Annotated in this window: 18 protein-coding genes; 7 read left to right on the forward strand and 11 right to left on the reverse strand. The window is 71.8% G+C overall.

Going from position 1 to position 20,798, the window contains the following annotated elements:
- Positions 1-137: 137 nt before the first annotated feature.
- On the reverse strand, positions 138-950 hold the full coding sequence (locus ACEXOR_RS13485) for a 4'-phosphopantetheinyl transferase family protein (protein WP_374850199.1): 813 nt from the start codon (positions 948-950) through the stop codon (positions 138-140).
- On the reverse strand, positions 947-1,864 hold the full coding sequence (gene ppk2, locus ACEXOR_RS13490; protein ID WP_374850201.1) for a polyphosphate kinase 2: 918 nt from the start codon (positions 1,862-1,864) through the stop codon (positions 947-949). The genes ACEXOR_RS13485 and ppk2 overlap by 4 nt, the downstream gene beginning before the upstream one ends.
- A gap of 179 nt (positions 1,865-2,043) precedes the next feature.
- On the opposite strand from ppk2, the gene ACEXOR_RS13495 reads away from it, so the two are divergent.
- Positions 2,044-2,394, forward strand: coding sequence for an MmcQ/YjbR family DNA-binding protein (locus ACEXOR_RS13495; protein WP_374850202.1), 351 nt, complete (start codon positions 2,044-2,046; stop codon positions 2,392-2,394).
- Positions 2,395-2,491: 97 nt separating this feature from the next.
- On the opposite strand, the gene ACEXOR_RS13500 is transcribed toward ACEXOR_RS13495, so the two are convergent.
- On the reverse strand, positions 2,492-3,808 hold the full coding sequence (locus ACEXOR_RS13500; RefSeq protein ID WP_374850203.1) for a carboxylesterase family protein: 1,317 nt from the start codon (positions 3,806-3,808) through the stop codon (positions 2,492-2,494).
- 221 nt (positions 3,809-4,029) lie between these two features.
- Between ACEXOR_RS13500 and ACEXOR_RS13505 the strand changes: the two genes are divergently transcribed.
- Together ACEXOR_RS13505 and ACEXOR_RS13510 are read left to right on the forward strand one after the other, a co-directional pair.
- Complete coding sequence (locus ACEXOR_RS13505) at positions 4,030-5,388, forward strand: hemolysin family protein (RefSeq protein ID WP_374850204.1); 1,359 nt, start codon at positions 4,030-4,032, stop codon at positions 5,386-5,388.
- Positions 5,385-6,422, forward strand: a complete 1,038-nt coding sequence (locus ACEXOR_RS13510; protein WP_374850205.1) for a hemolysin family protein — start codon at positions 5,385-5,387, stop codon at positions 6,420-6,422. Before ACEXOR_RS13505 ends, ACEXOR_RS13510 begins: the two co-directional genes overlap by 4 nt.
- Before the next feature lie 83 nt (positions 6,423-6,505).
- Here the strand turns inward: ACEXOR_RS13510 and ACEXOR_RS13515 are convergent, their stop codons facing one another.
- The 6 genes from ACEXOR_RS13515 to ACEXOR_RS13540 all read right to left on the reverse strand — a co-directional run bounded on the left by ACEXOR_RS13515 (position 6,506) and on the right by ACEXOR_RS13540 (position 13,304).
- Entirely contained in the window at positions 6,506-7,906 is a 1,401-nt protein-coding gene (locus tag ACEXOR_RS13515) for an MFS transporter (RefSeq protein WP_374850206.1), read from the reverse strand.
- Positions 7,907-8,103: 197 nt separating this feature from the next.
- Positions 8,104-9,639 carry an amidohydrolase family protein gene (locus tag ACEXOR_RS13520; protein ID WP_374850207.1) on the reverse strand — a complete coding sequence of 512 codons (1,536 nt, stop codon included), beginning with the start codon at positions 9,637-9,639 and terminating at the stop codon, positions 8,104-8,106.
- 9 nt (positions 9,640-9,648) lie between these two features.
- Positions 9,649-10,611 carry a nucleoside hydrolase gene (locus ACEXOR_RS13525; RefSeq protein WP_374850208.1) on the reverse strand — a complete coding sequence of 321 codons (963 nt, stop codon included), beginning with the start codon at positions 10,609-10,611 and terminating at the stop codon, positions 9,649-9,651.
- A gap of 100 nt (positions 10,612-10,711) precedes the next feature.
- On the reverse strand, positions 10,712-11,800 hold the full coding sequence (locus ACEXOR_RS13530; protein WP_374850209.1) for a BMP family lipoprotein: 1,089 nt from the start codon (positions 11,798-11,800) through the stop codon (positions 10,712-10,714).
- Between the two features lie 105 nt (positions 11,801-11,905).
- Positions 11,906-12,595: a VOC family protein gene (locus tag ACEXOR_RS13535; RefSeq protein ID WP_374850210.1), complete on the reverse strand. Its 690-nt coding sequence runs from the start codon at positions 12,593-12,595 to the stop codon at positions 11,906-11,908.
- 328 nt (positions 12,596-12,923) lie between these two features.
- A complete protein-coding gene (locus ACEXOR_RS13540) occupies positions 12,924-13,304 on the reverse strand; it encodes a hypothetical protein (protein ID WP_374850211.1) in 381 nt (126 codons plus the stop codon).
- 199 nt (positions 13,305-13,503) lie between these two features.
- On the opposite strand from ACEXOR_RS13540, the gene ACEXOR_RS13545 reads away from it, so the two are divergent.
- Positions 13,504-14,598, forward strand: coding sequence for a DUF4432 family protein (locus tag ACEXOR_RS13545; protein ID WP_374850212.1), 1,095 nt, complete (start codon positions 13,504-13,506; stop codon positions 14,596-14,598).
- A gap of 90 nt (positions 14,599-14,688) precedes the next feature.
- Here the strand turns inward: ACEXOR_RS13545 and ACEXOR_RS13550 are convergent, their stop codons facing one another.
- Positions 14,689-15,648, reverse strand: a complete 960-nt coding sequence (locus tag ACEXOR_RS13550; protein ID WP_374850214.1) for an oxygenase MpaB family protein — start codon at positions 15,646-15,648, stop codon at positions 14,689-14,691.
- A 197-nt stretch (positions 15,649-15,845) separates the two neighbouring features.
- On the opposite strand from ACEXOR_RS13550, the gene ACEXOR_RS13555 reads away from it, so the two are divergent.
- Both ACEXOR_RS13555 and ACEXOR_RS13560 read left to right on the forward strand, forming a co-directional pair.
- A complete protein-coding gene (locus ACEXOR_RS13555; protein WP_374850215.1) occupies positions 15,846-16,628 on the forward strand; it encodes an ABC transporter ATP-binding protein in 783 nt (260 codons plus the stop codon).
- Complete coding sequence (locus ACEXOR_RS13560) at positions 16,610-18,190, forward strand: transporter (RefSeq protein ID WP_374850216.1); 1,581 nt, start codon at positions 16,610-16,612, stop codon at positions 18,188-18,190. The genes ACEXOR_RS13555 and ACEXOR_RS13560 overlap by 19 nt, the downstream gene beginning before the upstream one ends.
- A gap of 132 nt (positions 18,191-18,322) precedes the next feature.
- Here ACEXOR_RS13560 and ACEXOR_RS13565 read toward each other — a convergent pair whose 3' ends face one another.
- Positions 18,323-19,138 carry a DUF1206 domain-containing protein gene (locus ACEXOR_RS13565; protein ID WP_374850218.1) on the reverse strand — a complete coding sequence of 272 codons (816 nt, stop codon included), beginning with the start codon at positions 19,136-19,138 and terminating at the stop codon, positions 18,323-18,325.
- Positions 19,139-19,222: 84 nt separating this feature from the next.
- Here ACEXOR_RS13565 and gltX point away from each other — a divergent pair, with 84 nt between their 5' ends.
- Complete coding sequence (gltX, locus tag ACEXOR_RS13570) at positions 19,223-20,758, forward strand: glutamate--tRNA ligase (protein ID WP_374850219.1); 1,536 nt, start codon at positions 19,223-19,225, stop codon at positions 20,756-20,758.
- The last annotated feature ends 40 nt before the right edge of the window (positions 20,759-20,798 follow it).

The following is a 20,798-nucleotide window of genomic DNA, read 5'->3' on the forward strand; positions in this document are numbered from 1 at the left end:
CCCCCCCCCCCCCCCCCCCCCCCCCCCCCCCCCCCCCCCCCCCCCCCCCCCCCCCCCCCCCCCCCCCCCCCCCCCCCCCCCCCCCCCCCCCCCCCCCCCCCCCCCCCCCCCCCCCCCCCCCCCCCCCGAGGCCGGGGTCAGGGGGTGGGGGCGAGGTGCAAGGGGCGCCAGGTCACCACGGGCACGGCGGGCCTCGGGGTGGCCTTGCGGGGCAGGATGGCGACGCTCGCGCGCACGGCCGTGTCCAGCCGCAGGTCGGCCAGGGCATAGGTCGGCGCCGCGAGGGCCTCGACGTCGGTGGCCCGGCGGGGCGCGCCGGGTGCGCTCGCGAGCGCCGGGTTCGGCGGGCCGTCGATGACCGCCGACAGCGCGCCCGCCTCGCGGCGCACCCGCACGGCCGCCGGGTCGACCCGGAGGCCGCGACCGTCGGCCTTCAGCACGGCCTCCACCCGGGTCCAGTGCTGCACGGGATCCCAGCCGGTGCCGGCCGGGCGCGAGGCCGGCGGAACCAGCGCTGCGATCGCCGCCATCGAATCCACCGGCGCATCCGCCAGCTCGACGTCGATGCCCACGATGCCCGACCAGCTGGCCGCGACCGCGACCCCCGCCCGGCAGTGGGCGATGCTGATGCTCAACGACCGGCCCTTGGGCTTTCGCACGTCGACCTGCGGGCGGCCGTGCGGCCCGCCGCAGTCGGGGCAGAGCGCCCACACCGTGACGTCGTCGGCGGTGAGCGGCTCGCCACCCGCGGCCGGCGGTGCGAGCTCGGCCGCCAGGTGCCGGACGGCGATGCGGCCGTACACGAAGCGGGCCGCTGCGGCCGGGTCGGACGTTGTCTCGGCGCGCATCCGTTCGTCGGCGGTGAGCCGGGGCAGGAGTGCCGAGAACCCGTCGTCGACGTCGTCGCCGAGGGCCAGCGGCACCCAGCGCACGTGCACCTGGGGGGTCATCGTGCCCCGTGGTTCTCGCCGCGCTCGTACACGTCGGCCGCCGAGCCCACGATCAGCGGGTCGGGCCGGCCCACGATCGACTCGTCCTTCCCGTCGTAGTCGAACAGGTCGAGCACGTACCGCATGGCCTCGAGGCGGGCGCGCTTCTTGTCGTTGCTCTTCACCACGGTCCAGCGGGCGTCGGGGGTGTCGGTGGCCGCGAACATGGCCTCCTTGGCCTCGGTGTAGCGGTTCCACTTGTCCAGCGACTCGAGGTCCATCGGAGAGAGCTTCCACTGCCGAACCGGGTCGACCATGCGGATGGCGAAGCGGGTGCGCTGCTCCTCGGCCGACACCGAGAACCACAGCTTCACCAGGTGGATGCCGTCGCCCGTGAGCATGCTCTCGAACAGCGGCGCCTGGCGCATGAACTCGTCGTACTGCTCGTCGGTGCAGAATCCCATCACGCGCTCGACGCCGGCCCGGTTGTACCAGGAGCGGTCGAACAGCACCATCTCGCCGGCGGCCGGCAGATGCTGCACGTAGCGCTGGAAGTACCACTGCCCCGACTCGCGCTCGGTGGGCTTCTCGAGTGCCACCACGCGGGCTCCGCGGGGGTTGAGGTGCTCCATGAAGCGCTTGATCGTGCCGCCCTTGCCGGCGGCGTCGCGGCCCTCGAACACGATCACGAGTCGCTCGCCGTTCTGCTTGAACCAGTTCTGCAGTTTCAGCAGCTCGATCTGCAGCAGGCGTTTGCCGGCCTCGTACTCGGCGCGGTCCATCCGCTCGTCGTAGGGGTAGCCCTCGCGCCAGGTGTCGACGGGGGCGCCGTCGGTGCGCACGAGCACCGGGTCGTCATCGTCGTCGTCGAGCACCGAGTAGCCGAGCAGGTCGTCGAGTTCGGCGGGAACGGTCCGGCCGTTGAACAGCGTCACGGTCGCCACGGTACCGCCCGGGGGAGAACGGCACGTGAACGGCGGGCATCCGGATGCGCGAGGGTGGGCGGGCGGTGCGCGCCGGCGGCGGCATGGGCGGGCGTGCATCGGCGGCGGGGGCCTGGCGGCAGCCCGGCATCCGGATGCGCGGTGTCGGCGCCGGGCGCTAGCCTCGCCTCATGCAGATCCTCCGTCGCGCCGACGTGCTCGAGGCCTGCGCCGCGCTGCCGGCCACCACCGACGAGCGCCCCTTCGGCCCCGAGACGGCCGTGGCGAAGGTGGTGGGCAAGGTGTTCGCCATCACGCCGCTGGAGTCGGAGGTCGAGAGCGTCACCCTGAAGGCCGCGCCCGACCACGGCGAGGCGCTCGTGCGCGACCACTCCTGGATCACGCCGGGGTACCACATGAACAAACGCCACTGGGTGACGGTGCTGCTCACGCCCGAGACCGACGGGGAGCTCGTGTTCGACCTCGTGGTGAACTCCTACGACCTCGTGGTCGCGGGGCTCCCGCGCGCCCGCCGCCCCTAGGGAGCTCCCGCCGCGCGCCACAGGCGTCGGCAGACCAGACCCGTCACTTTCCGCCCCAAAACGAGCCCTATAGGGCGGAAAGTGACGGATCTGGTGTTCAGAGGCGGTGGTGGGTGAGGGTGCCGGGCACAGCGCCTGCGGCGGCCAGTCGCCCGTGCGCGAAGTCGCCCCAGACCTGACGCACCCCGCGGCCGGCCTCGGCGAGCGACGACTCCGTCGCGCCCGCCACGAGCGCGGCGCGCGACCACGTCGTCCCCGTGCCGAACAGCAGGGGCAGGTCGATCGTGTGGCACGACCCGTAGGCGTTGCCCGGCGCCGCCCACGTGATGCGGTACCGGTGCGCCACCCCGCCGGCGCGCCGGTGCCGCCGGGCGAAGCGCGCCGCCGGCCGCCCGTACACGATGCCGGTGAGCGCCCGCACGAGCCCAGACACCACGGCCGCACCGAGCACAGGCACCGCCGCGAGCCGCGCCGCCGCCGGAACCCGGGCCACGAACAGTCGCGCCTCCTCGGCCGTGTTGCCGATCAGCACCTCGATCGAGGGCGCCGTGGCGTTCCACGCGGCGTCGATCTCACGCTCCGACGGCAGCGGGGCGTGGCCGTACTGGGTGCCGAAGGGCATGCCGCCGAGCAGTCCGTAGCGCTTCGCGGGCGCGGTCACCTGCTCCTGCAGCGCCACCACGTCGAGGGCGGGCATGTCGTCGGTCACCACGGTGGCGGCGCGGCCCATGGCCGCGCTCATCCGGTGCCGGCCGCGGGAGATGCCGAGCGGGGCGCTCTGGATGATGGCGCGGGTGAACAGCGCGGGCGCATCCGGGGTGGCCATGATGTGCGCCACGGCGTCGCCGCCCGCCGACTCGCCGAACGCCGTGACGCGACCGGGGTCGCCGCCGAACGCGGCGATGTTGCGCTGCACCCAGCGCAGCGCCTCGATCTGATCGAGGAGCCCCAGGTTCGCCGGCCGGTCGCCCGAGGCGAGGTAGCCGAACAGGCCCAACCGGTAGGTCACCGACACCACGATCACGCGCTGCTCCCGCACGAGCGGGGCCGGATCCATGATGGCCAGGTCGCCGGCGCCCGAGGTGTACGAGCCACCGTGGATCCACACCATCACGGGCACCGTCTCGTCCGGCGCGAGATCGCCCGGCAGCGTGATCGAGAGGTTCTGGCAGTTCTCGTCGCCCGGCAGCTCGCCGGGGCGCGTGCCGAGCACGGCGTCGAGGAAGGGCACGGGCGCCTGCGGGCAGGCCGGCGCCGGCGTCACCGCGTGCAGGATGTCGCGCCGGTCGGCTGCGGGGGCCGGCGGCTCGAACCGACGGGCGGTGGCATAGGGGATGCCGAGTGCCCGCACGACCTCGCCGTCGCGGAAGCCCTCGACCGGGCCGCTGGGCGGGGAGAACGCGGTTCTGGTCACCCGTCCATCATTCCGGATGGCCGCTGAGAGCGGGCCCCGGCCGCCGAGAGGCCGTCACCCGCCCCCGAACGCCCGGCTGGGCACTCGCCCAGCCGCATCCGGTACCCTTTCGGGCATGGACGACCCTCCCCATCACAGACCCGTGCCCCTTGCCGACCAGAACCACGGCGCCCACCACCATGCCGGTGCCGCGCGTGTGATCACTCGCAGGGGGCTCATCCTTGTATGAGTTGATCATGCTCGGCGTCGGCCTCGTGCTGACCGTCGGCACCGGGCTCTTCGTGGCGAGCGAGTTCTCGCTCGTCAACCTCGACCGGCACGATCTCGAGCAGCGCCAGGCGCGCGGCGAGAAGCGGCTCGCTCCCACCATCTCGGCCCTGCGCATCACGTCGACGCACCTCTCCGGCGCGCAGCTCGGCATCACCCTCACCACGCTGCTCACCGGCTACACCTTCGAGCCCGCCATCTCGTCGCTGCTGCGGGAGCCCCTGCTCGGCCTCGGCCTGCCGGCGGCCGTGGTGCCGGGCGTCGGCGCCGTGGTGGGCATCCTGCTCGCCACGCTGTTCTCGATGGTGATCGGCGAGCTCGTGCCCAAGAACTTCGCGCTCGCGCTGCCGCTGGCCACCGCGAAGCTCGTGGTGCCGTTCCAGATCGCCTTCACCACGGTGTTCAAACCGGTGATCGTGCTGTTCAACAACACCGCGAACGCCCTCATCCGGGCGATGGGAATCGAGCCGAAGGAGGAGCTCTCGGGTGCCCGCTCGGCCGAGGAGCTCAGCTCGCTCGTGCGCCGTTCGGCCCTGGAGGGCCTGCTCGACACCGACCACGCCACCCTGCTCGGCCGCACGCTCACCTTCTCCGAGCGCGAGGCCGCCGACGTGATCACACCGCGCGTGCGCATGGCCACCGTCACCCCGGCCGACACCGCCGCCGACGTGGTGGCGCTCGCGCAGCGCACCGGTTTCTCGCGCTTCCCCGTCGCGGGCACGAGCGTCGACGACATCGTGGGCGTCGTGCACGTGAAGCAGGGCTTCGCCATCGATCCGGATGCCCGTTCGAGCGTCTCGGTGGGCGAATTGATGGTCGATCCGCTGTTCGTTCCCGAGTCGATGGGCATCGACACCCTGCTCGGGCTCCTCCGCCGCAACGGCTACCAGATCGCGGTGGCCACGGATGAGCACGGAGGCACCGCGGGCATCGTCACCCTCGAAGACCTCGTCGAGGAGCTCGTGGGCGAGCTCGAGGACGAGCACGACCGCACCCGCGCCGGCATCGTGCGCTCGGGGCGCTCGATCACCTTCGACGCGAGCCTCCGGCCCGACGAGCTCGAGGGTCGCACCGGCATCCACGTTCCGGCGAACGACGACCACGAGACCGTGGCCGGCTACGTGATCGACGAGCTCGACCGGCTGCCCGAGCTCGGCGACGAGATCGCGATCGACGGCGGCACCCTGCGGGTGGAGCGGGTCGACGGGCTGCGGCTCGACCGGCTGCGTTTCCTGCCCGACGACAGCGCGCTGCCCCTGGGCGGCGCGGCATCCGGAGCGGGCCTGGCCGACCGAGTGGAGGAGAACCGATGAGCGACATCGTTCCCGGAATCGTGTGGCTCGTGGTGCTGCTCGTGGTCAACGCCTTCTTCGTGGGCGCGGAGTTCGCCGTGATCTCGGCCCGCCGCTCGCAGATCGAGCCGCGCGCCGAGGCGGGCAGCAAGGCAGCCAAGACCACGCTCTGGGCCATGGAGCACGCCACGCTCATGCTGGCCACCAGTCAGCTCGGCATCACCGTGTGCTCGCTGGTCATCCTGAACGTGTCGGAACCCGCCATCCACCACCTGCTGGAGTACCCGCTGGCGCTCACGCCGCTCAGCACGGAGCTCATCGGCGGGGTGGCGTTCGTGATCGCGCTGGTGCTGGTCACCTTCCTGCACGTGGTGTTCGGCGAGATGGTGCCGAAGAACCTCAGCTTCTCGGTGCCCGACCGCGCCGCGCTGCTGCTCGCGCCCCCGCTGGTGTTCGTGTCGAAGGTGGTGCGGCCGGTGATCTGGTCGCTCAACGGGCTGGCCAACCTCATTCTGCGCGCCTTCCGGGTGGAGCCGAAAGACGAGGCCACCAGCGCCTACACGCTCGACGAGGTGGCGTCGATCGTCGCCCAGTCGACCCGTGAGGGGGTGCTGACGGATGCGTCGGGCACGTTGACCGCCGCGTTCGAGTTCACCACCAAGAAGGTGCGCGACGTGGAGGTGCCGATCAGCGAGATGGTGCTGCTGGCCGCCGGATCGACGCCGCGCGACATCCAGCGGGCGGTGGCCTCGCACGGCTTCTCGCGCTACATCCTCACCGACGAGCAGGGCGAGCCCGCGGGCTACCTGCACCTGAAAGACGTGATGGACCTGGCGGGCGACGCGTTCGACGCGCCGGTGCCGGCCAAGCGCATCCGTCGGCTCACCTCGGTGGCGCGCGACGCCGACCTCGAGGACGCGCTGGAGGGCATGCGCCGCCGCGGATCGCACGTGGCGCGCTCGCTCACGACGGCGGGCGAGGTGACGGGGGTGCTCTTCCTCGAGGACATCATCGAGGAGCTCGTGGGCGAAGTGAGCGACGCCACGAGCGTGTGATGTCTCGTCCGGAATGAGAAGACGGCCTCCGACGCCATAGTGGCGGCGGAGGCCGTCGAATCATTCCGGGGGCGCGATGCGGGTCAGTGCACGGGCAGCGCGGCCTCGGCGTCGGCGCCCTGGGGCAGCAGCTCCGACTTCGAGCCGCGGATGAGCACGGCCGCGATGATCGACGCCAGCACCAGTCCGACCGCCGCCGCGAGGAACGCCGCGGAGTACCCGCTCGTGAACGCGGCCAGCTGCGACGCGCCGCCGTCGTAGCCCGCGACGGCCGAGGCGTAGAGCGCCGTGAACACCGACAGGCCGATCGACCCGCCGATCTGCATGGCCGAGTTCGCGGTGGCCGAGGCGGCGCCCGCGTCGTGCGGCGCCACGCCCGCGAGTGCGAGGTTCTGCAGGGGCACGAAGATCATCGCCATGCCGATGCCCAGCACGATCAGCGCCGGCAGCACCTGCACGAGGTACGAGCCGTCGGCCGTGATGCGGCTGAGGTACACGAGGCCGACCGCGGCGATCAGCGGCCCGCCGATCATCAGCGGACGCGGGCCGATCACGGGCAGCAGCTTCGTGGCGATCGGCGCCACCACCATGATCACGAGCGTCATCGGCAGGCTGGCGAGACCCGCGGGCAGCGGGTCCATCCCGAGCACGATCTGCAGGTGGAACGCCAGATACAGCATCGCCCCGATCATCACGCTACCCACGATGGCCTGCACGAGGAAGGCCCCGCCGCGCACCCGGTTCGTGACGATGCGCAGCGGCAGCAGCGGCTGGGCCACGCGACGCTCGATCACGACGAAGAGCACGAGCAGGCCCACACCCAGCGCGAGGAAGCCGATGGTCTGGATCTGACCCCAGCCGCCCTCGGCGAGGCTGAACCCGTACACCAGCGCGCCGAGCCCGAGGGTGACGGTGACGGCGCCGAGCAGGTCGTAGCGGTTGTCACCCTCGGCCTTGGACTCCTTCACCAGCAGCATGCCGCCGATGAGCCCCACGATCACGAAGAACACGTTCACCAGCAGGCACCAGCGCCAGTCGGCGAACTCGGTCAGCACGCCGCCGAGCACGAGACCCACGGCGGCACCGGCACCCGCGACCGTGCCGAACACGGCGAACGCGGTGTTGCGCTCGCGGCCACCGGGGAAGGTGACGGTGAGCAGGGCCAGAGCGGCCGGGGCGAGCAGGGCGGCGAACACGCCCTGCAGCCCGCGCGCGATGATGAGCTCGGTGCCGTTCTGGGCGACGCCGCCGAAGGCGGAGGCCACACCGAAACCGAGCATGCCCACGAGGTAGGTGCGCTTTCGGCCCCAGTAGTCGGCGATGCGACCGCCGAGCAGCAGCAGCGCACCGAAGGCGAGGGCGTAGGCCGTGACGACCCACTGGCGCTCGCCGTCGCTGAGGCCGAGCTCCTGCTGGGCCTGCGGCAAGGCGATGTTCACGATGGTGCCGTCGAGCACCACCACCAGCTGGGTGAGTGCGAGCACGACTAGTGCCCACCAGCGATGGGGGGAGACGGATGACGCGGGCGTGGACGGTGCGGGCGTGGACGGTGCGGGCGTGGACATAGAGGTGACCTCCGGGCTTCGATGCGGGTGCGGGATGCCGGAGGTTTCCAGCCTCGGATCGGCCGCGCCAGGGCGCAGGGCCGACCACACCGAACAGATTCGGTCAGGGAACGATCCTAACCCTCCACCGACCACGCCCGTAAGTACGCCTGCCGCACCGCTGGCTCGAGTTCCTCCTGCAGCCGCCGCCAGGCCGGCAGCTGTGCGTCGAGGTACGCGGCCGCCTCCACCCGGAACTCGGCCAGCAGCGCCCGCTCGTCCACCAGCGTGCTCCGGCCATCCCGCAGCACGCAGCGGCCCTCCACCCACACCTCGGCGATCGAGCCGCCGTTCTCGGCGAAGACCAGCTGCTGGGCGGCGTCGTTCAGGGGTGTGAAGTTCGTGGTGGCGGTGAGGTCGTACAGTACGAGGTCGGCGGCGAGCCCGGGGGTGAGGGAGCCGGCGCGGTCGCCCCAGCCGGCGGCGCGCGCTCCCGAGACGGTGGCGGCCTGCAGCACCTCGGGCACCACGGGCCAGGTGCGGTAGTCGGGGTCGGTGAGCGTGTGGGCGAGCGCCGCCTGCTTCACCACGTCGAGCATGCGCATCGAGTCGTTGCTCGACGCGCCGTCGGTGCCGAGTGCCACCCGCACCCCGGCGTCGTGCATCGCCCGCCAGGGCAGGGTTCCCGAGCCGAGCTTGAGGTTCGAGAGCGGGTTGTGCGCGATCGTCGCCCCCGAGGCCGCCAGCAGCTCGAGGTCGTGGGGCGTGAGCCACACGCCGTGTGCGGCGGTGAGGCTCGATCCGAGGATGTCGAGCACCCCGAGGTCGTCCAGGTGCTCCACGACCGTGCGTCCGGCGTAGCGGGTGCGGGCGAGGGTCTGCTGCAGCTTCGTCTCGAGCAGGTGCGTGTGCAGCACCTCGCCGTGCTCGCGGGCCGATTCGGCCGCCCGCACGAGGAAGGCGTCGGTCACCCGTTGCGGTGCGCTGGGCGAGAGCGCGTACCGGATGCGCGGATACTGCACGGCGAGCATCCGGGCGCGGTCGCTGAAGTCGAAGAACGCCTGCTGCACCACCTGGCTCCGCGGCATCGAGCCGCGGCTGGCGGCGAGCAGGGCGGCGGGCAGCACCTCGTCGGCGAAGGGCAGTCGGTCGACCAGGGCCACGTCGATGCCGGTGCCCGTGCAGGTGGCGCGGAGGCCCGTGTGGTCGTACCCGCGGAACACCGCGTCGATGGCCCCGGGTGACTGCGCCGGCAGCTCGCCGGTGTCGTCGAGCAGCGTGGTGGCACCGCCCCGCAGCGACTCGATGGCGGCGACGACGGTGCGCAGGTACACCAGCCGGTCGGATGCCGGTGCGACCCCGGTCGGCGGCCAGCTCAGCAGGGTCCAGATCTCGAGCGGGAGCGGCGCGCTCGTGCCGCGCAGCACGATCTCCCAGGAGTGCGTGTGGGCGTTCACGAGGCCGGGAGCGATGAGCAGGTGGGACGCGTCGACGACGGTCGTGCCGTCTCCGTCCGCCGCCCGGTCTCCGGGCTCACGGGCGGCGGATCGCTCGACCACCGGCGTCACCGCCACGATGTCGGGTCCGTCGATCAGCACGTCGCCGCGGAACGGGGTCGCCCCGTGTGCCTCGTCGAGGGCGATCACGAGGGCGTTCTGCCAGAGGGTGCGCATGCCGGAACGCTAGCCCGCCTGCCGGCCGAGCCGCCCGATGCGGGCGGTCAGCTCGGCGTAGAACGGCTCGGCATCCACGTCGCGGGCGTAGAACACGTTCGCGGGCAGGCCGGTGATCTGCCACCAGTCGGCCACGAGCATCCCCATCGTCAGCTCGCTGCCGGTCTCGACCCGCGCGTTGATCTCGCGGCCGTGGAAGAGCTCGGGCCGCAGCAGGTAGAGCGGCACCACCGGTCCGTGCAGGGGTGCGCCCTCCCAGCCGTACTTCTCGAGGTCGAACGTCTCTGAGAAGGTGAGCAGCTGATCGACCGCCCGACCGCACTCGGTGCCGAGCGCCGAGAACGCGTCGAGCCTCGCACGCGTGTTGCGGAGCTGATGGGTGACGTCCAGCGGCAGCATCACGATCCGGATGCCCGAGCCGAGCACGATGGCCGCCGCGTGCGGGTCGACGTAGATGTTGAACTCGGCCGCGGGCGTGATGTTGCCCACCTCGAAGTAGGCGCCGGCCATCATCACGATCTGATCGATGTGCGCGGCGATGTCGGGCGCCTCGGTGAGGGCCAGGGCGAGCGTGGTCATGCTCGAGAACTGGGCGATGGTGATGCCGCCCGGGGGAGCGGCGCGGCAGAGGCGGATGATCGCGGCCACCCCGGACTCCTCCTCGGCCCTGCCGCGCACGGGTGGGAAGTCGTAGCCGTCGAGCCCGGTCTCGCCGTGCACGTGGGCGGCGGTGACGAGCGGGCGCAGCAGCGGGCGGGGCGCGCCTTTGTACACGGGGATGTGCGGCGCATCCGTCGTCGGCCCGGCCAGTTCGAGCACCTTGAACACGTTCTCGACCGTGTGGTCGAGGGTGGTGTTGCCGGCGCTCGCCACGATGGCCTGAACGTGGAAGTCGTTCGGCGACGCGAGGATCGCGAGCAGCGCCACGGCCTGCTCCTGCCCCGGGTCGGTGATGCAGATCAGTTCGCGCACAAGCGCCTCCCTAGCGTGGAGAAAACCAGACCCGTCACTTTTGGCCCCAAAACAGCCCTTTTGGGGCCAAAAGTGACGGATCCGGTGTGGGCGGGAGGGGTTACGGGGCCGAGGGGGTCTCGATGGGGATGTCGCCCGCGATGATGCCCGCCCGGATGTCGTCGAGCTCGCCCTGCAGTGTGGGTGCCACCTTCGACTCGAAGTCGTGGAACGGGCTCATCAGCACACCGCCGTTGTCGAGCGTTCCCACGTACTCCTCGTTCGTGAAGTCACCGGCCGCCGAGGCCTGGATGACCTCGGAGATCGACTTCGGCATGTCGCGCGCGATCGAGGAGAACCAGATGTCGTCGTACTCGGGGTCGCTGAGGTACATGTCGGTGTCGACGCCCACGAGCGCCACCGGCGTCGTCGACTCGCGGATGGCCTGCGCCGCCCCCTGGTAGATCGGGCCGCCCACCGGCACGATCACGTCGACGCCCTGCTCGAGGATGCCCTGCGAGAGCACCTTGGCCGCGTTGATGTCGCTGAAGTTGCCGGTGAACTGGCCCTCCTGGGTGTCGGCGTTCCAGCCGATCACCTTCACATCGGTGCCCTTCTGGGCGTTGTGGTACTCGACACCGCGGGCGAAGCCGTCCATGTACAGGGTCACCGGCGGGATCTGGGCGCCGCCGTACGTGCCCACCTTGCCCGTGGTGGAGTAGTCGGCCGCCGCGTAACCCACGAGGAAGCCGGCCTGCGAGGTGTCCCACACCACGGGCTTCACGTTGTCGGCGGTGATGGTGTTGTCGTCCACCATGATGAAGTGCACGTCGGGGTTGGCGGTCGCGGCCTCCTCGGTGGCGGCGGCGAGCAGGTAGCCCATGGTGACGATGGTGGTGCAGCCCTGATCGACGAGGCTCGCGATGTTCGGCGCGTAGTCGCTCTCGCTCTCGGACTGGACGTCGATGTGCTCGGTGCCGAGCGTCTCGGCCGCGTCGGTGACGCCCTCGAGGCCCAGCTGGTTGAACGACTGGTCGTCGAAGCCGCCCTGGTCGCTCACGATGCAGGGCAGGAAATCGCCGGCGGCGGTTCCGGATGCGCTGCCGCTGACGTCACTCGCGTCGCTCGGAGCGGAGGCGCATCCGGCCAGAACGAGGGCGGCGAGTGCGGTGCCGGCGCCGAGGGCGCCGAGTCGGGTGGAACGGATCATGATTGCTCCCTGAATGGGTGGTGCGGGAAATAAAGACCAGATCCGTCGATTTCGGCCCCAAAAGGGTGGATTTAGGGCGGAAAGTGACGGAACCGGGGTGGGGGATCAGCGCGGGGTCTCGACCCACGCGTAGATCTCCCAGATGTAGCCGTCGGGGTCGACGAAGTACGTGGAGCGGGCGCCCCACTCGTAGACCGCGGGCGGCCCGGAGGCCTCGAGCCCCCGTGAACGCAGCTCGTCGTACAGCTCGTCGACGCGCGCCCCCGAATCGAGTTCGACGGCGAGCATCACGTGCCCGCCGTTCCGTGAGAACGACTCCGCGCGCGGTGACTCCGTCAGCGAGGCGACGGGGGTGAGGATGATCGTCACCCCGTCCCCGTCGAACCGCGACCCACCGGGCGACGTGCGCTCGAACCCGAGCCGCGCGAGGAAGTCGGCGGTGCGCTCGACGTCTCCGACGGCGAGCTCCACCTCCGACAGTCGCGAGACGCCGCCGGGTGCCGCGACCAGCTCGGTCACGAACCCGTCGGGGTCGGTGGCGAGGCGCTCGCCGTCCGGTGCATCCGCCAGTTCGATCCGCACGCGGAACGGCAGTCCCGCCGCCGTCGGGTAGGCGTCGCCCACCGTCTCGGCGATGCTCGGCCGCAGCCACATGGCCAGCCGTGGGCCGCTGTCGAACACGAAATCGGCGAACCGCACGTTGCGCATCCGTCGTTCAAGGCCGACATCGAGTCGGTAGAAGTCGTCGGATGCGGTCACGTCGCTGTTCACGATGCAGACGTCGTCGAGTCGCATGGGGGTACCCCGTCGGAAGAGTCGTTCAGTGGGCGCTCGAATCCCGCGACAGGGACAAGCCCTGCGGGGAGGGCCCTGTGCGAGAGGGGCCGCGGAGGGTCAGGCGCCCGGTGGGCGGACTGCTCCCTCGACGCGGGGCGCGATCAGGAGTTGAACGAGAAGACGGCGGTGTTGTGGTGACCGCTCTGGCGGCGCAGGCAGAACCACTGGCAGAAGCCCTGGAGTTCGTGCGCCGTGGTCATGGCTCGAATCTAGGGGCGGCGTGTGACGGCTGTGTTTCGACGCCCGAACGATTTCGTTTCGTCGGTGCCGGGGGTGGTGCGACGGCTCAGCTGTACCAGATCTTCACGCGCGCCACGACGGCGAAGAGCGCGGCGTACAGGGCCAGCAACGGCACGATGATGCGCAGGAAGTAGCTGAGGACGGTGACCTCGCCGAAGTCGCCGAGCGCGAACAGGGCCAGGGCCGCGACGCCCGCCAGGAGGCTGTTGCGCAGCGGCACCACGTGCCCCACCTGCGTGGCGGCGAAGCCGACGGAGGCGAACACGATGCCCGAGTCGATCAGGAAGGCGCCCCAGCGCGGGTCGGTCATGTGCGGGGCCACGATCCACAGGGCGAGCGCGATGATCCAGAACAGCACGAACACGACACCCTTGAGGGGCGTGGCCAGCGTCTTGCTCGGCTTCTCGGACAGCACCACGGTCGTCACGGGGGAACTCCTCATCTGGCTGCGCGAATCGGTCGGCCGCGCGTCACCAGAACTCTACCGGGTCGCACCGATGTCGGCCTCCGACCCCTGGTGGTGTGGCCGTGCAGGCCGTACCGTCCGCTAGGGGCTGAGTGCCGGGTCGGGCACGGGTGGCGGTGGCCAGGCAGAATGGGCTCACCCGACTCGATGGAGAGCCCCGATGTCCGAACCCACCCCGATCCCAGGCGCCCCCACCCCGACCACCGGCGCCACTCCCGGCCCCGCAGCCCCTCCGGCCCCCGCCGCCCTCGGCCCGCGCCTGGCCGCGCTGCACCACCGCGGCCTCCTCGCCTCGAGCACCGCCCTCGCCCGCGCCACCGAGCGCCTCGGGCTGCCGGGCGGGGCCGACCACGCCCGCGTGATCGAGACGTGGGTGGCCGGCGGCTTCGATCTCGAGGTGCTGCCGGCCCGCGGGCTCGACCTGGGGCGCGCCTCGGTGGGCGGCATCCCGGTGTCGTGGACCTCGCCCGTGACGGATGCCCGCCCGCTCGATCACCCCACGGGTGAGGCGTGGGTGCAGCGGTTCACCGGGGGCCTGCTCGTGACCTGCGGGGTCGACAACGTCGGCCCGGCCACCGACACGGCCGGGCTGCACGGCAGCTACAGCCATCGCCCCGCCGTCGACGTGCGGAGCCGTGCCCGGGCGGAGCCCCGCGCCGAGGTGCGCGTGCACGGCGCGGTCGAGGCCGTGGCGCTGTTCGGCCCGAGCCTCAGGGTCGAGCGCCGGATCGTCTCCGACGTCGACCGGGCGGGGCGGGCGCGGGTGCGCATCCGCGACGTGGTTCACAACGTCGGCCGGCTCGACGCCGCCGTGCCGATGCTCTACCACCTCAACCTCGGGGCGCCGCTCGTGGTGCCGGGGACGCGGGTGGACGTGGGGGAGGCGACCACCGTCATCCGCGAGGCCTGCGATGCCGTTCCCGACCACGCCGTGCTGCCCGAACCGTGCGACGAGGTGACCGAGGCCGTGTTCTCGCACACCGTGGCGGGCGATGAGGAGATGGCTCGCGCATCCGTCACCTCGCCCGACGGGCTGCGGGCCGAGATCGCCTGGTCGCGCGCCACCCTGCCCTACCTCTACCAGTGGGTGCTGCCCACGAAGGGGCGGTGGGCTCTCGGCATCGAGCCGGCGACCGCCCCGATCTTCGGGCCCGATCGGGATGCCCCGCACGCGGGTGCGCCCGTGCTCGCGCCGGGGGAGTCGCGTTGTCACGAGCTCAGCATCCGGGTGGGGCCGAGCTCGCTGTGGGCCTGAACCAGACGCAGGCCGCCAGGCGGCCAGGCCGCCAGGCCGCCAGGCCCCGCGCAGGCCGCCAGGCCGCCAGGCCCCGCGCAGCCCGCTCCCTCAACCCGGCGTCGGCGTCTCCCGCCCGAACCGCCGCGGCTCGGTGCTGCGCCCTTCGGCCCGCAGGCGACGGATGCGCGTGAGCGCGGCCTGCTCCGTCGACGACTCCGGCCCCATCACCCTCCGCACCAGCGCCAGCACCCGCCCGGTGGCCCAGATCACCGGCAGCGGCGACCGGCGGAGCCCGAGCAGCCGCCGGTACTCCTTCGGCAGCGAGGCCACGGCGCCCGCGAACATCACGCGGTAGGCCGGCAGCATGCCCTTCGCCAACGGCGGCCGACGGATGAAGCGCACCGCCTCGGCCACCCGCTCGTCACCCTTCAGCACGCCCGCGGCCCGGAAGCCCTCGAGCTGGTCGCGCAGCTCGGCAGCACTACGCGGCGCGTTCTGCACCCCGATCAGCTCGCCGGCCGTCGCCCACTCCTCGACATAGCGGTCTGCGCCGCCCGGCAGCGCGCCGCCCCAGAGCTGGTGGCTCGACAGGAAGGCGTCGGTGAACACCACATGCACCCAGCTCAGCAGCTCGGGATCGCCGGCCGAGTACGGCACCGTCTCGCCGCGCGCGTCGACGTACTCGCCGCGAACGCGGTCGTGGAAGTGCCCCACCCGCCCTGACTCGCGCTCGGCGACGACGGTGTCGGCGAACGTGACGGTGACGAGCCAGCGGATGGTGCCGGTCAAGCGGCCGAGCGGGTCCTCCTTGTAGCGCGACCAGTCGTGCACGCCCGCCATCGCGCCCGGGTGCAGGGTCTGCATGAGCAGCGCCCGGATGCCGGCCACCATCGTCGCCATGCCGCCGTGCACGGCCCAGGAGGCCGAACCGGGCCCGAAGAACCCCACGTCGTCGCCCTCGGCGATCGCGTCGACCCACGTCGGACGGCCGTCGCTCCGCCCCGAGAGGGTGGAGAGCAGGTGCGAACGCCATCGCTCCATAGTCGATCCGCGGTTCGGGGTGCCCATGCCTTCGAGCGTAGGCCGGGCGGATGCGCACCGCCCGATCCTGAACGCCCCCTCCGAGAGCGTCTGGCCGCCGCCATCCGGATCCCGAACCGCGCGGCGAGGACGGTTGTCGAGGTGCCCGTTCTTCGACAGAGTGTCAGCACGTGCATCCGTTCGACACGACCCCGGGGGAACTCTTGTCCGACCTACCAGTACCCGTGCCCACGCCGCTGCCCGCGGCCGACGGTGAGGCCGCCCTGCAGCTCACCGGGCTCACCAAGCGCTTCGGCGACAAGGTGGCCGTCGACAGCCTGAGTCTCACCGTTCCCACCGGTTCGTTCTACGGCCTGGTCGGCCCGAACGGCGCCGGCAAGACCACCACGCTCTCGATGGCCACCGGGCTGCTGCGGCCCGACGCCGGCCAGTCGCTGGTGCACGGCGTGGACATGTGGCGCGAGCCGCTGAAGGCGAAGGCGCTGATCGGCAACCTCAGCGACGGCGTGAAGCTGTTCGACCGGCTCACCGGTGAGCAGCTCGTCACCTACAACGGCCTGCTGTTCGGCCTCGAGCGCGCCGAGGTGGCCGAGCGGGTGGCCGACCTGCTCAAGCTGCTCGACCTCGAGCAGGCCGCGGGCACCCTCGTGGTCGACTACTCCGCGGGCATGACCAAGAAGATCGCGCTCGCCTGCGCCCTCGTGCACGCGCCCCGGCTGCTGGTGCTCGACGAGCCGTTCGAGTCGGTCGACCCCGTGTCGGCGGCGAACATCCGCGACATCCTCACCGGCTACGTGCACAACGGCGGCACCGTCATCGTCTCCAGCCACGTGATGGACCTGGTGCAACGGATGTGCGACCACGTGGCCGTGGTCGCGCACGGCACCGTGCTCGTGGCCGGCACCGTCGACGAGGTGCGCGGCGACTCGACCCTGGAGGACCGTTTCGTCGAGCTCGTCGGCGGACGCACCCACGCGGAGGGACCGGAATGGTTGCGACGCTCGTAAGGCTGCGGTTCGCGGTCCTCCGCAACTCGCTGAAGCGCAGCGCCTGGCAGCTGGTGGCCGTGATCATCGGCGGCCTCTACGGGCTGGGACTGCTCGTGGGCGTGCTCGCGGGGCTGGTGGCCCTCGGCTTCGCGCCGGTGGAGATCGCGTCGACCACGGTGGTGCTCGCGGGCGCCCTCGTGATCCTCGGCTGGATCCTCGTGCCGTTGTTCGCCTTCGGCATCGAGCAGACCCTCGACCCGGCGCGGCTGGTGGTGTTCCCGCTGCCGCTGAACACGCTGCTCGCCGGACTGACCGCCTCGGGCGTGCTGGGCGTTCCCGGAATCGTGACCGGCATCGCGGCCGTCGCCACCGCGGCCACCTGGATCCGCTCGCCGCTCGCCGCGGTCGCCGCCGTGGTCACCGGCCTGATCGGCCTGCTGATCTGCGTGGTGGGTTCGCGCACGATGGCGGCGTTGTCGACCACCCTGCAGTCGAAGCGGCGGTTCCGCGAGCTCGGGGGAGTGCTGATCTTCGTTCCGATCGTGCTGCTCGGCCCGATCATCATCGGGCTCGGCCGTTCCCTCGCGACGTCGATCGACCAACTGCCCGCCCTCGCCCGTGTGGTGGGCTGGACGCCGTTCGGTGCGCCCTGGGCCGTGCCCGCCGACATCGCCATCGGCGACTGGGGGCCGGCCCTGGCGAAGCTCGGCATCTCGCTGGCGACGCTCGCCGTGCTGCTCCTGGTGTGGCGCGCCAGCCTCGCGGCGGCCCTGGTGTCCCCGCACTCCACCAGCACCAAGCGCGTCGCGAAGGGCAAGACCGGGCTGTTCGGCGTGCTGCCGGCCACGCCGGCGGGTGCCATCGCGGCCCGGGCGCTCACCTACTGGCGTCGCGATCCCCGGTACGCCCGGCAGCTCATCACCGTTCCGCTGGTGCCGGTGCTGCTGTGGTTCTACTCGGCGAACGGGTCGAACCAGGCCGTGTTCACCCTCACGGGCCCGATCATCGCGTTCTTCCTCGGCATCGCGCTCTACGCCGACCTCTCCTACGACGGCACCGCCTTCGCCACCCACGTGGCCGACGGCGTGCGGGGCATCGACGACCGGGTGGGCCGGGTGGCGGCGCTCGCCATCATCTCGGTGCCGCTGGTGGCGGTCGGCACGATCATCCCGGTGCTGGTGACCGATTCGTGGAACCGGCTGCCGATGCTCGCGGGGCTCTCGGCGGCTGCGCTGCTCGGCGGCTTCGCGGTGGTGAGCGTGTCGTCGGCGCGGCTGGTCATCCCCGTGCCGCAGGCGGGCGACAACCCCTTCAAGTCGGCACCAGGAGCGGGCTTCACCACGGCGCTCGTGGGCTTCGCCACCTGGGGTGTCGCGCTGCTGCTCGCGCTGCCCGCGGTCATCCTGGCGGTGCTCAGCCTGGTGTTCGACTCGTCGCTGCTCGGCTGGCTCACGCTCGTGGTGGGCGTGGGGCTCGGGGGAGTGCTGCTCGTGGTGGGCCTGCGCTCGGGCGGCGCCCTGCTCGACCGCTCGGCCCCCGAGGTGCTCGCGCGCCTCAAGTCGCTCCGCAACGCCGCCTGACACCCCTCACGCGCGCCGCCCTGCGTCGAGTCGTCGCAGATCGCCCTTTGCGAGCCCCCGAAGGGCGGTTTGCGACGGCTCGCCGGGCGGGTCGGTGGGTGGGCTCGGTGGACGGCTCGCCGGGCGGGTGGGTCAGCGGTCGAGGCGGGCGAGCTTCGCGCGGGCGATCTGGAAGATGCCGTAGGCGATGAAGCCCACGCCCACCGCCACCAGGATGGCGACCCCGTAGGGCAGGTCGGCCAGACGCTTCAGCGCACCGTCGAGTCCGGAGGCCTTCTCAGGGTCGAAGGTCGCGGCGGCCACCACGAAGAGCACCCCCACCACCCCGAGCGCGATGCCCTTGGCCACATAGCCCACCACCCCCAGCGCCACCACGGCCCGGCCGGCCGACCCGGCGGGTACCGTGATCTGCTTCGTGAAGCCGCGGCGCACACCGATCGCCACGAACCCCACGCCGATCCCCAGCACCACGAGACCGAGCGCCACCAGCAGGAAGACGCCTCCCGGCGTGGCCAGCAGCTGCGCGCTGAGCGTCTGGCTCGAATCCGACGAGCTCGACGAACCCCCGAGCGCGAACGTCAGCACGGTGGCACCGATCGCCAGGTACACCACACCCTTGGCTCCCTCGACGAAGCGGCGCCCCCAGGTCTTCTTGGTGTCGCCCTTGTCGATCAGCGGAAGCTGCACGAGCTGCCAGACACCGAGCGCGAACAGCCCCACCACGGCCACCCACAGCACGAACGCGCCGCCCGGCGACCCCGACACCTGCCGCAGCGCTCCCGACTGGTCGGCCTCGCCCCCCTCTCCGCCCGCGAGGGCGACGGAGATCGCGATTCCGCCGATCAGGATGTGCAGCAGCCCGTTGATGGCGAAGCCGCTGCGGGCAAGCCCTCGGAACACGGGGTTCTTGCTGGCATCGCGGGCAGTGCTCGTGGTTGAAGGGCTCACCGTTCCACCCTGACACCACCCGGCCGGTTCGCACAGCGCGTGCAAGGCGCCGCCGGGGCCGCGCCCTCTAGAATTGCGAGGGTCATGAGCGCAACGTCACCGCATCCCCTCAGCCCGTCCGAGCATCCGTTCACCACCGCGTCGGGCTCCGACGTGCGGGTGCGGTTCTGCCCGAGCCCCACCGGCACCCCGCACGTGGGCCTCGTGCGCACGGCCCTGTTCAACTGGGCCTACGCCCGGCACACGGGCGGCAAGTTGATCTTCCGCATCGAGGACACGGATGCGAACCGCGACTCCGAGGAGAGCTACGAGCAGATCGTCGACGCGCTCACCTGGCTCGGCCTCACCTGGGACGAGGGGATCGGCATCGGCGGCCCGCACGCCCCCTACCGTCAGTCGGAGCGCTACGACATCTACCGCGGGGTGATCGCGCAGCTGCTCGAGTCGGGCCACGTCTACGAGAGCTACTCCAACGCCGAGGAGATCGACGCCCGCAACGACGCCGCCGGCCGCGCCAAGCAGCTCGGTTACGACAACTTCGACCGCGACCTCACCGAGGAGCAGAAGGCCGCCTTCCGCGCCGAGGGCCGCGAGCCCGCGCTCCGGCTGCGGGTGCCCGACACCGACCTCTCGTTCGACGACCTGGTGCGCGCCGAGATCACCTTCCCGGCCGGCTCGTTCACCGACTTCGTGATCGTGCGGCCGAACGGGCATCCGCTCTACACGCTGGTGAACCCGCTCGACGACGCCCTGATGGGCATCACCCACGTGCTGCGGGGCGAAGACCTGCTCTCGTCGACCCCGCGCCAGATCGCGCTGTACCACGCGCTGATCGACATCGGCGTCACCACCTTCGTGCCGCGCTTCGGCCACCTGCCCTACGTGATGGGCGACGGCAACAAGAAGCTCTCCAAGCGCGACCCCGAGTCGAACCTGTTCCTGCACCGCGACCGCGGCTTCATCCCCGAGGGCCTGGTGAACTACCTGGCGCTGCTCGGCTGGTCGCTCGCGCCCGACCGCGACGTGTTCTCGCTCGAGGAGATGGTGGCGGCCTTCGACGTGGTCGACGTGCTGCCGAACCCGGCCCGGTTCGACCTGAAGAAGGCCGAGTCGATCGACGGCGACCACATCCGCCTGCTCGAACCGGCCGACTTCGCCGCGCGCCTGGTGCCCTACCTCGAGGCCGCCGGCATCGTGACGGCGCCGTTGACGGATGCGCAGCAGCATGTTCTCGACGAGGTGGCGCCCCTGGTGCAGACGCGCATGCAGCTGCTCGGCGAGGCGCCGGCGCTGCTGGGGTCGTTCTTCGTCACGAGCGCCGAGCTGGAGTACGCCGACGACGCCCGGGCCACGCTGCCCGAGAACGCGGCGCTCGTGCTGAACGCGGCCATCACCGCCCTGGAATACATTCCCGAGTCGGAATGGAACCACGAGTCCATCCAGCAGGCGCTCGCCTCGGCGCTGATCGAGGGCATGGGGCTCAAGCCCCGCGTGGCCTACGGCCCGCTGCGGGTGGCCCTCTCCGGGCGGCGCATCTCGCCGCCGCTGTTCGAGTCGATGCAGATCGTGGGCAAGCAGGAGACGATCGCGCGGCTGGTCGCGCTCGTGAACGCGCTGTGAGCGGCGTCGCGCCGGGCGGGGTCGCGGGCGCCCCGGCCAC

Origin of the sequence: Herbiconiux liangxiaofengii, from assembly GCF_041927335.1 — a bacterium.
GTDB classification, from domain to species: domain Bacteria; phylum Actinomycetota; class Actinomycetes; order Actinomycetales; family Microbacteriaceae; genus Herbiconiux; species Herbiconiux liangxiaofengii.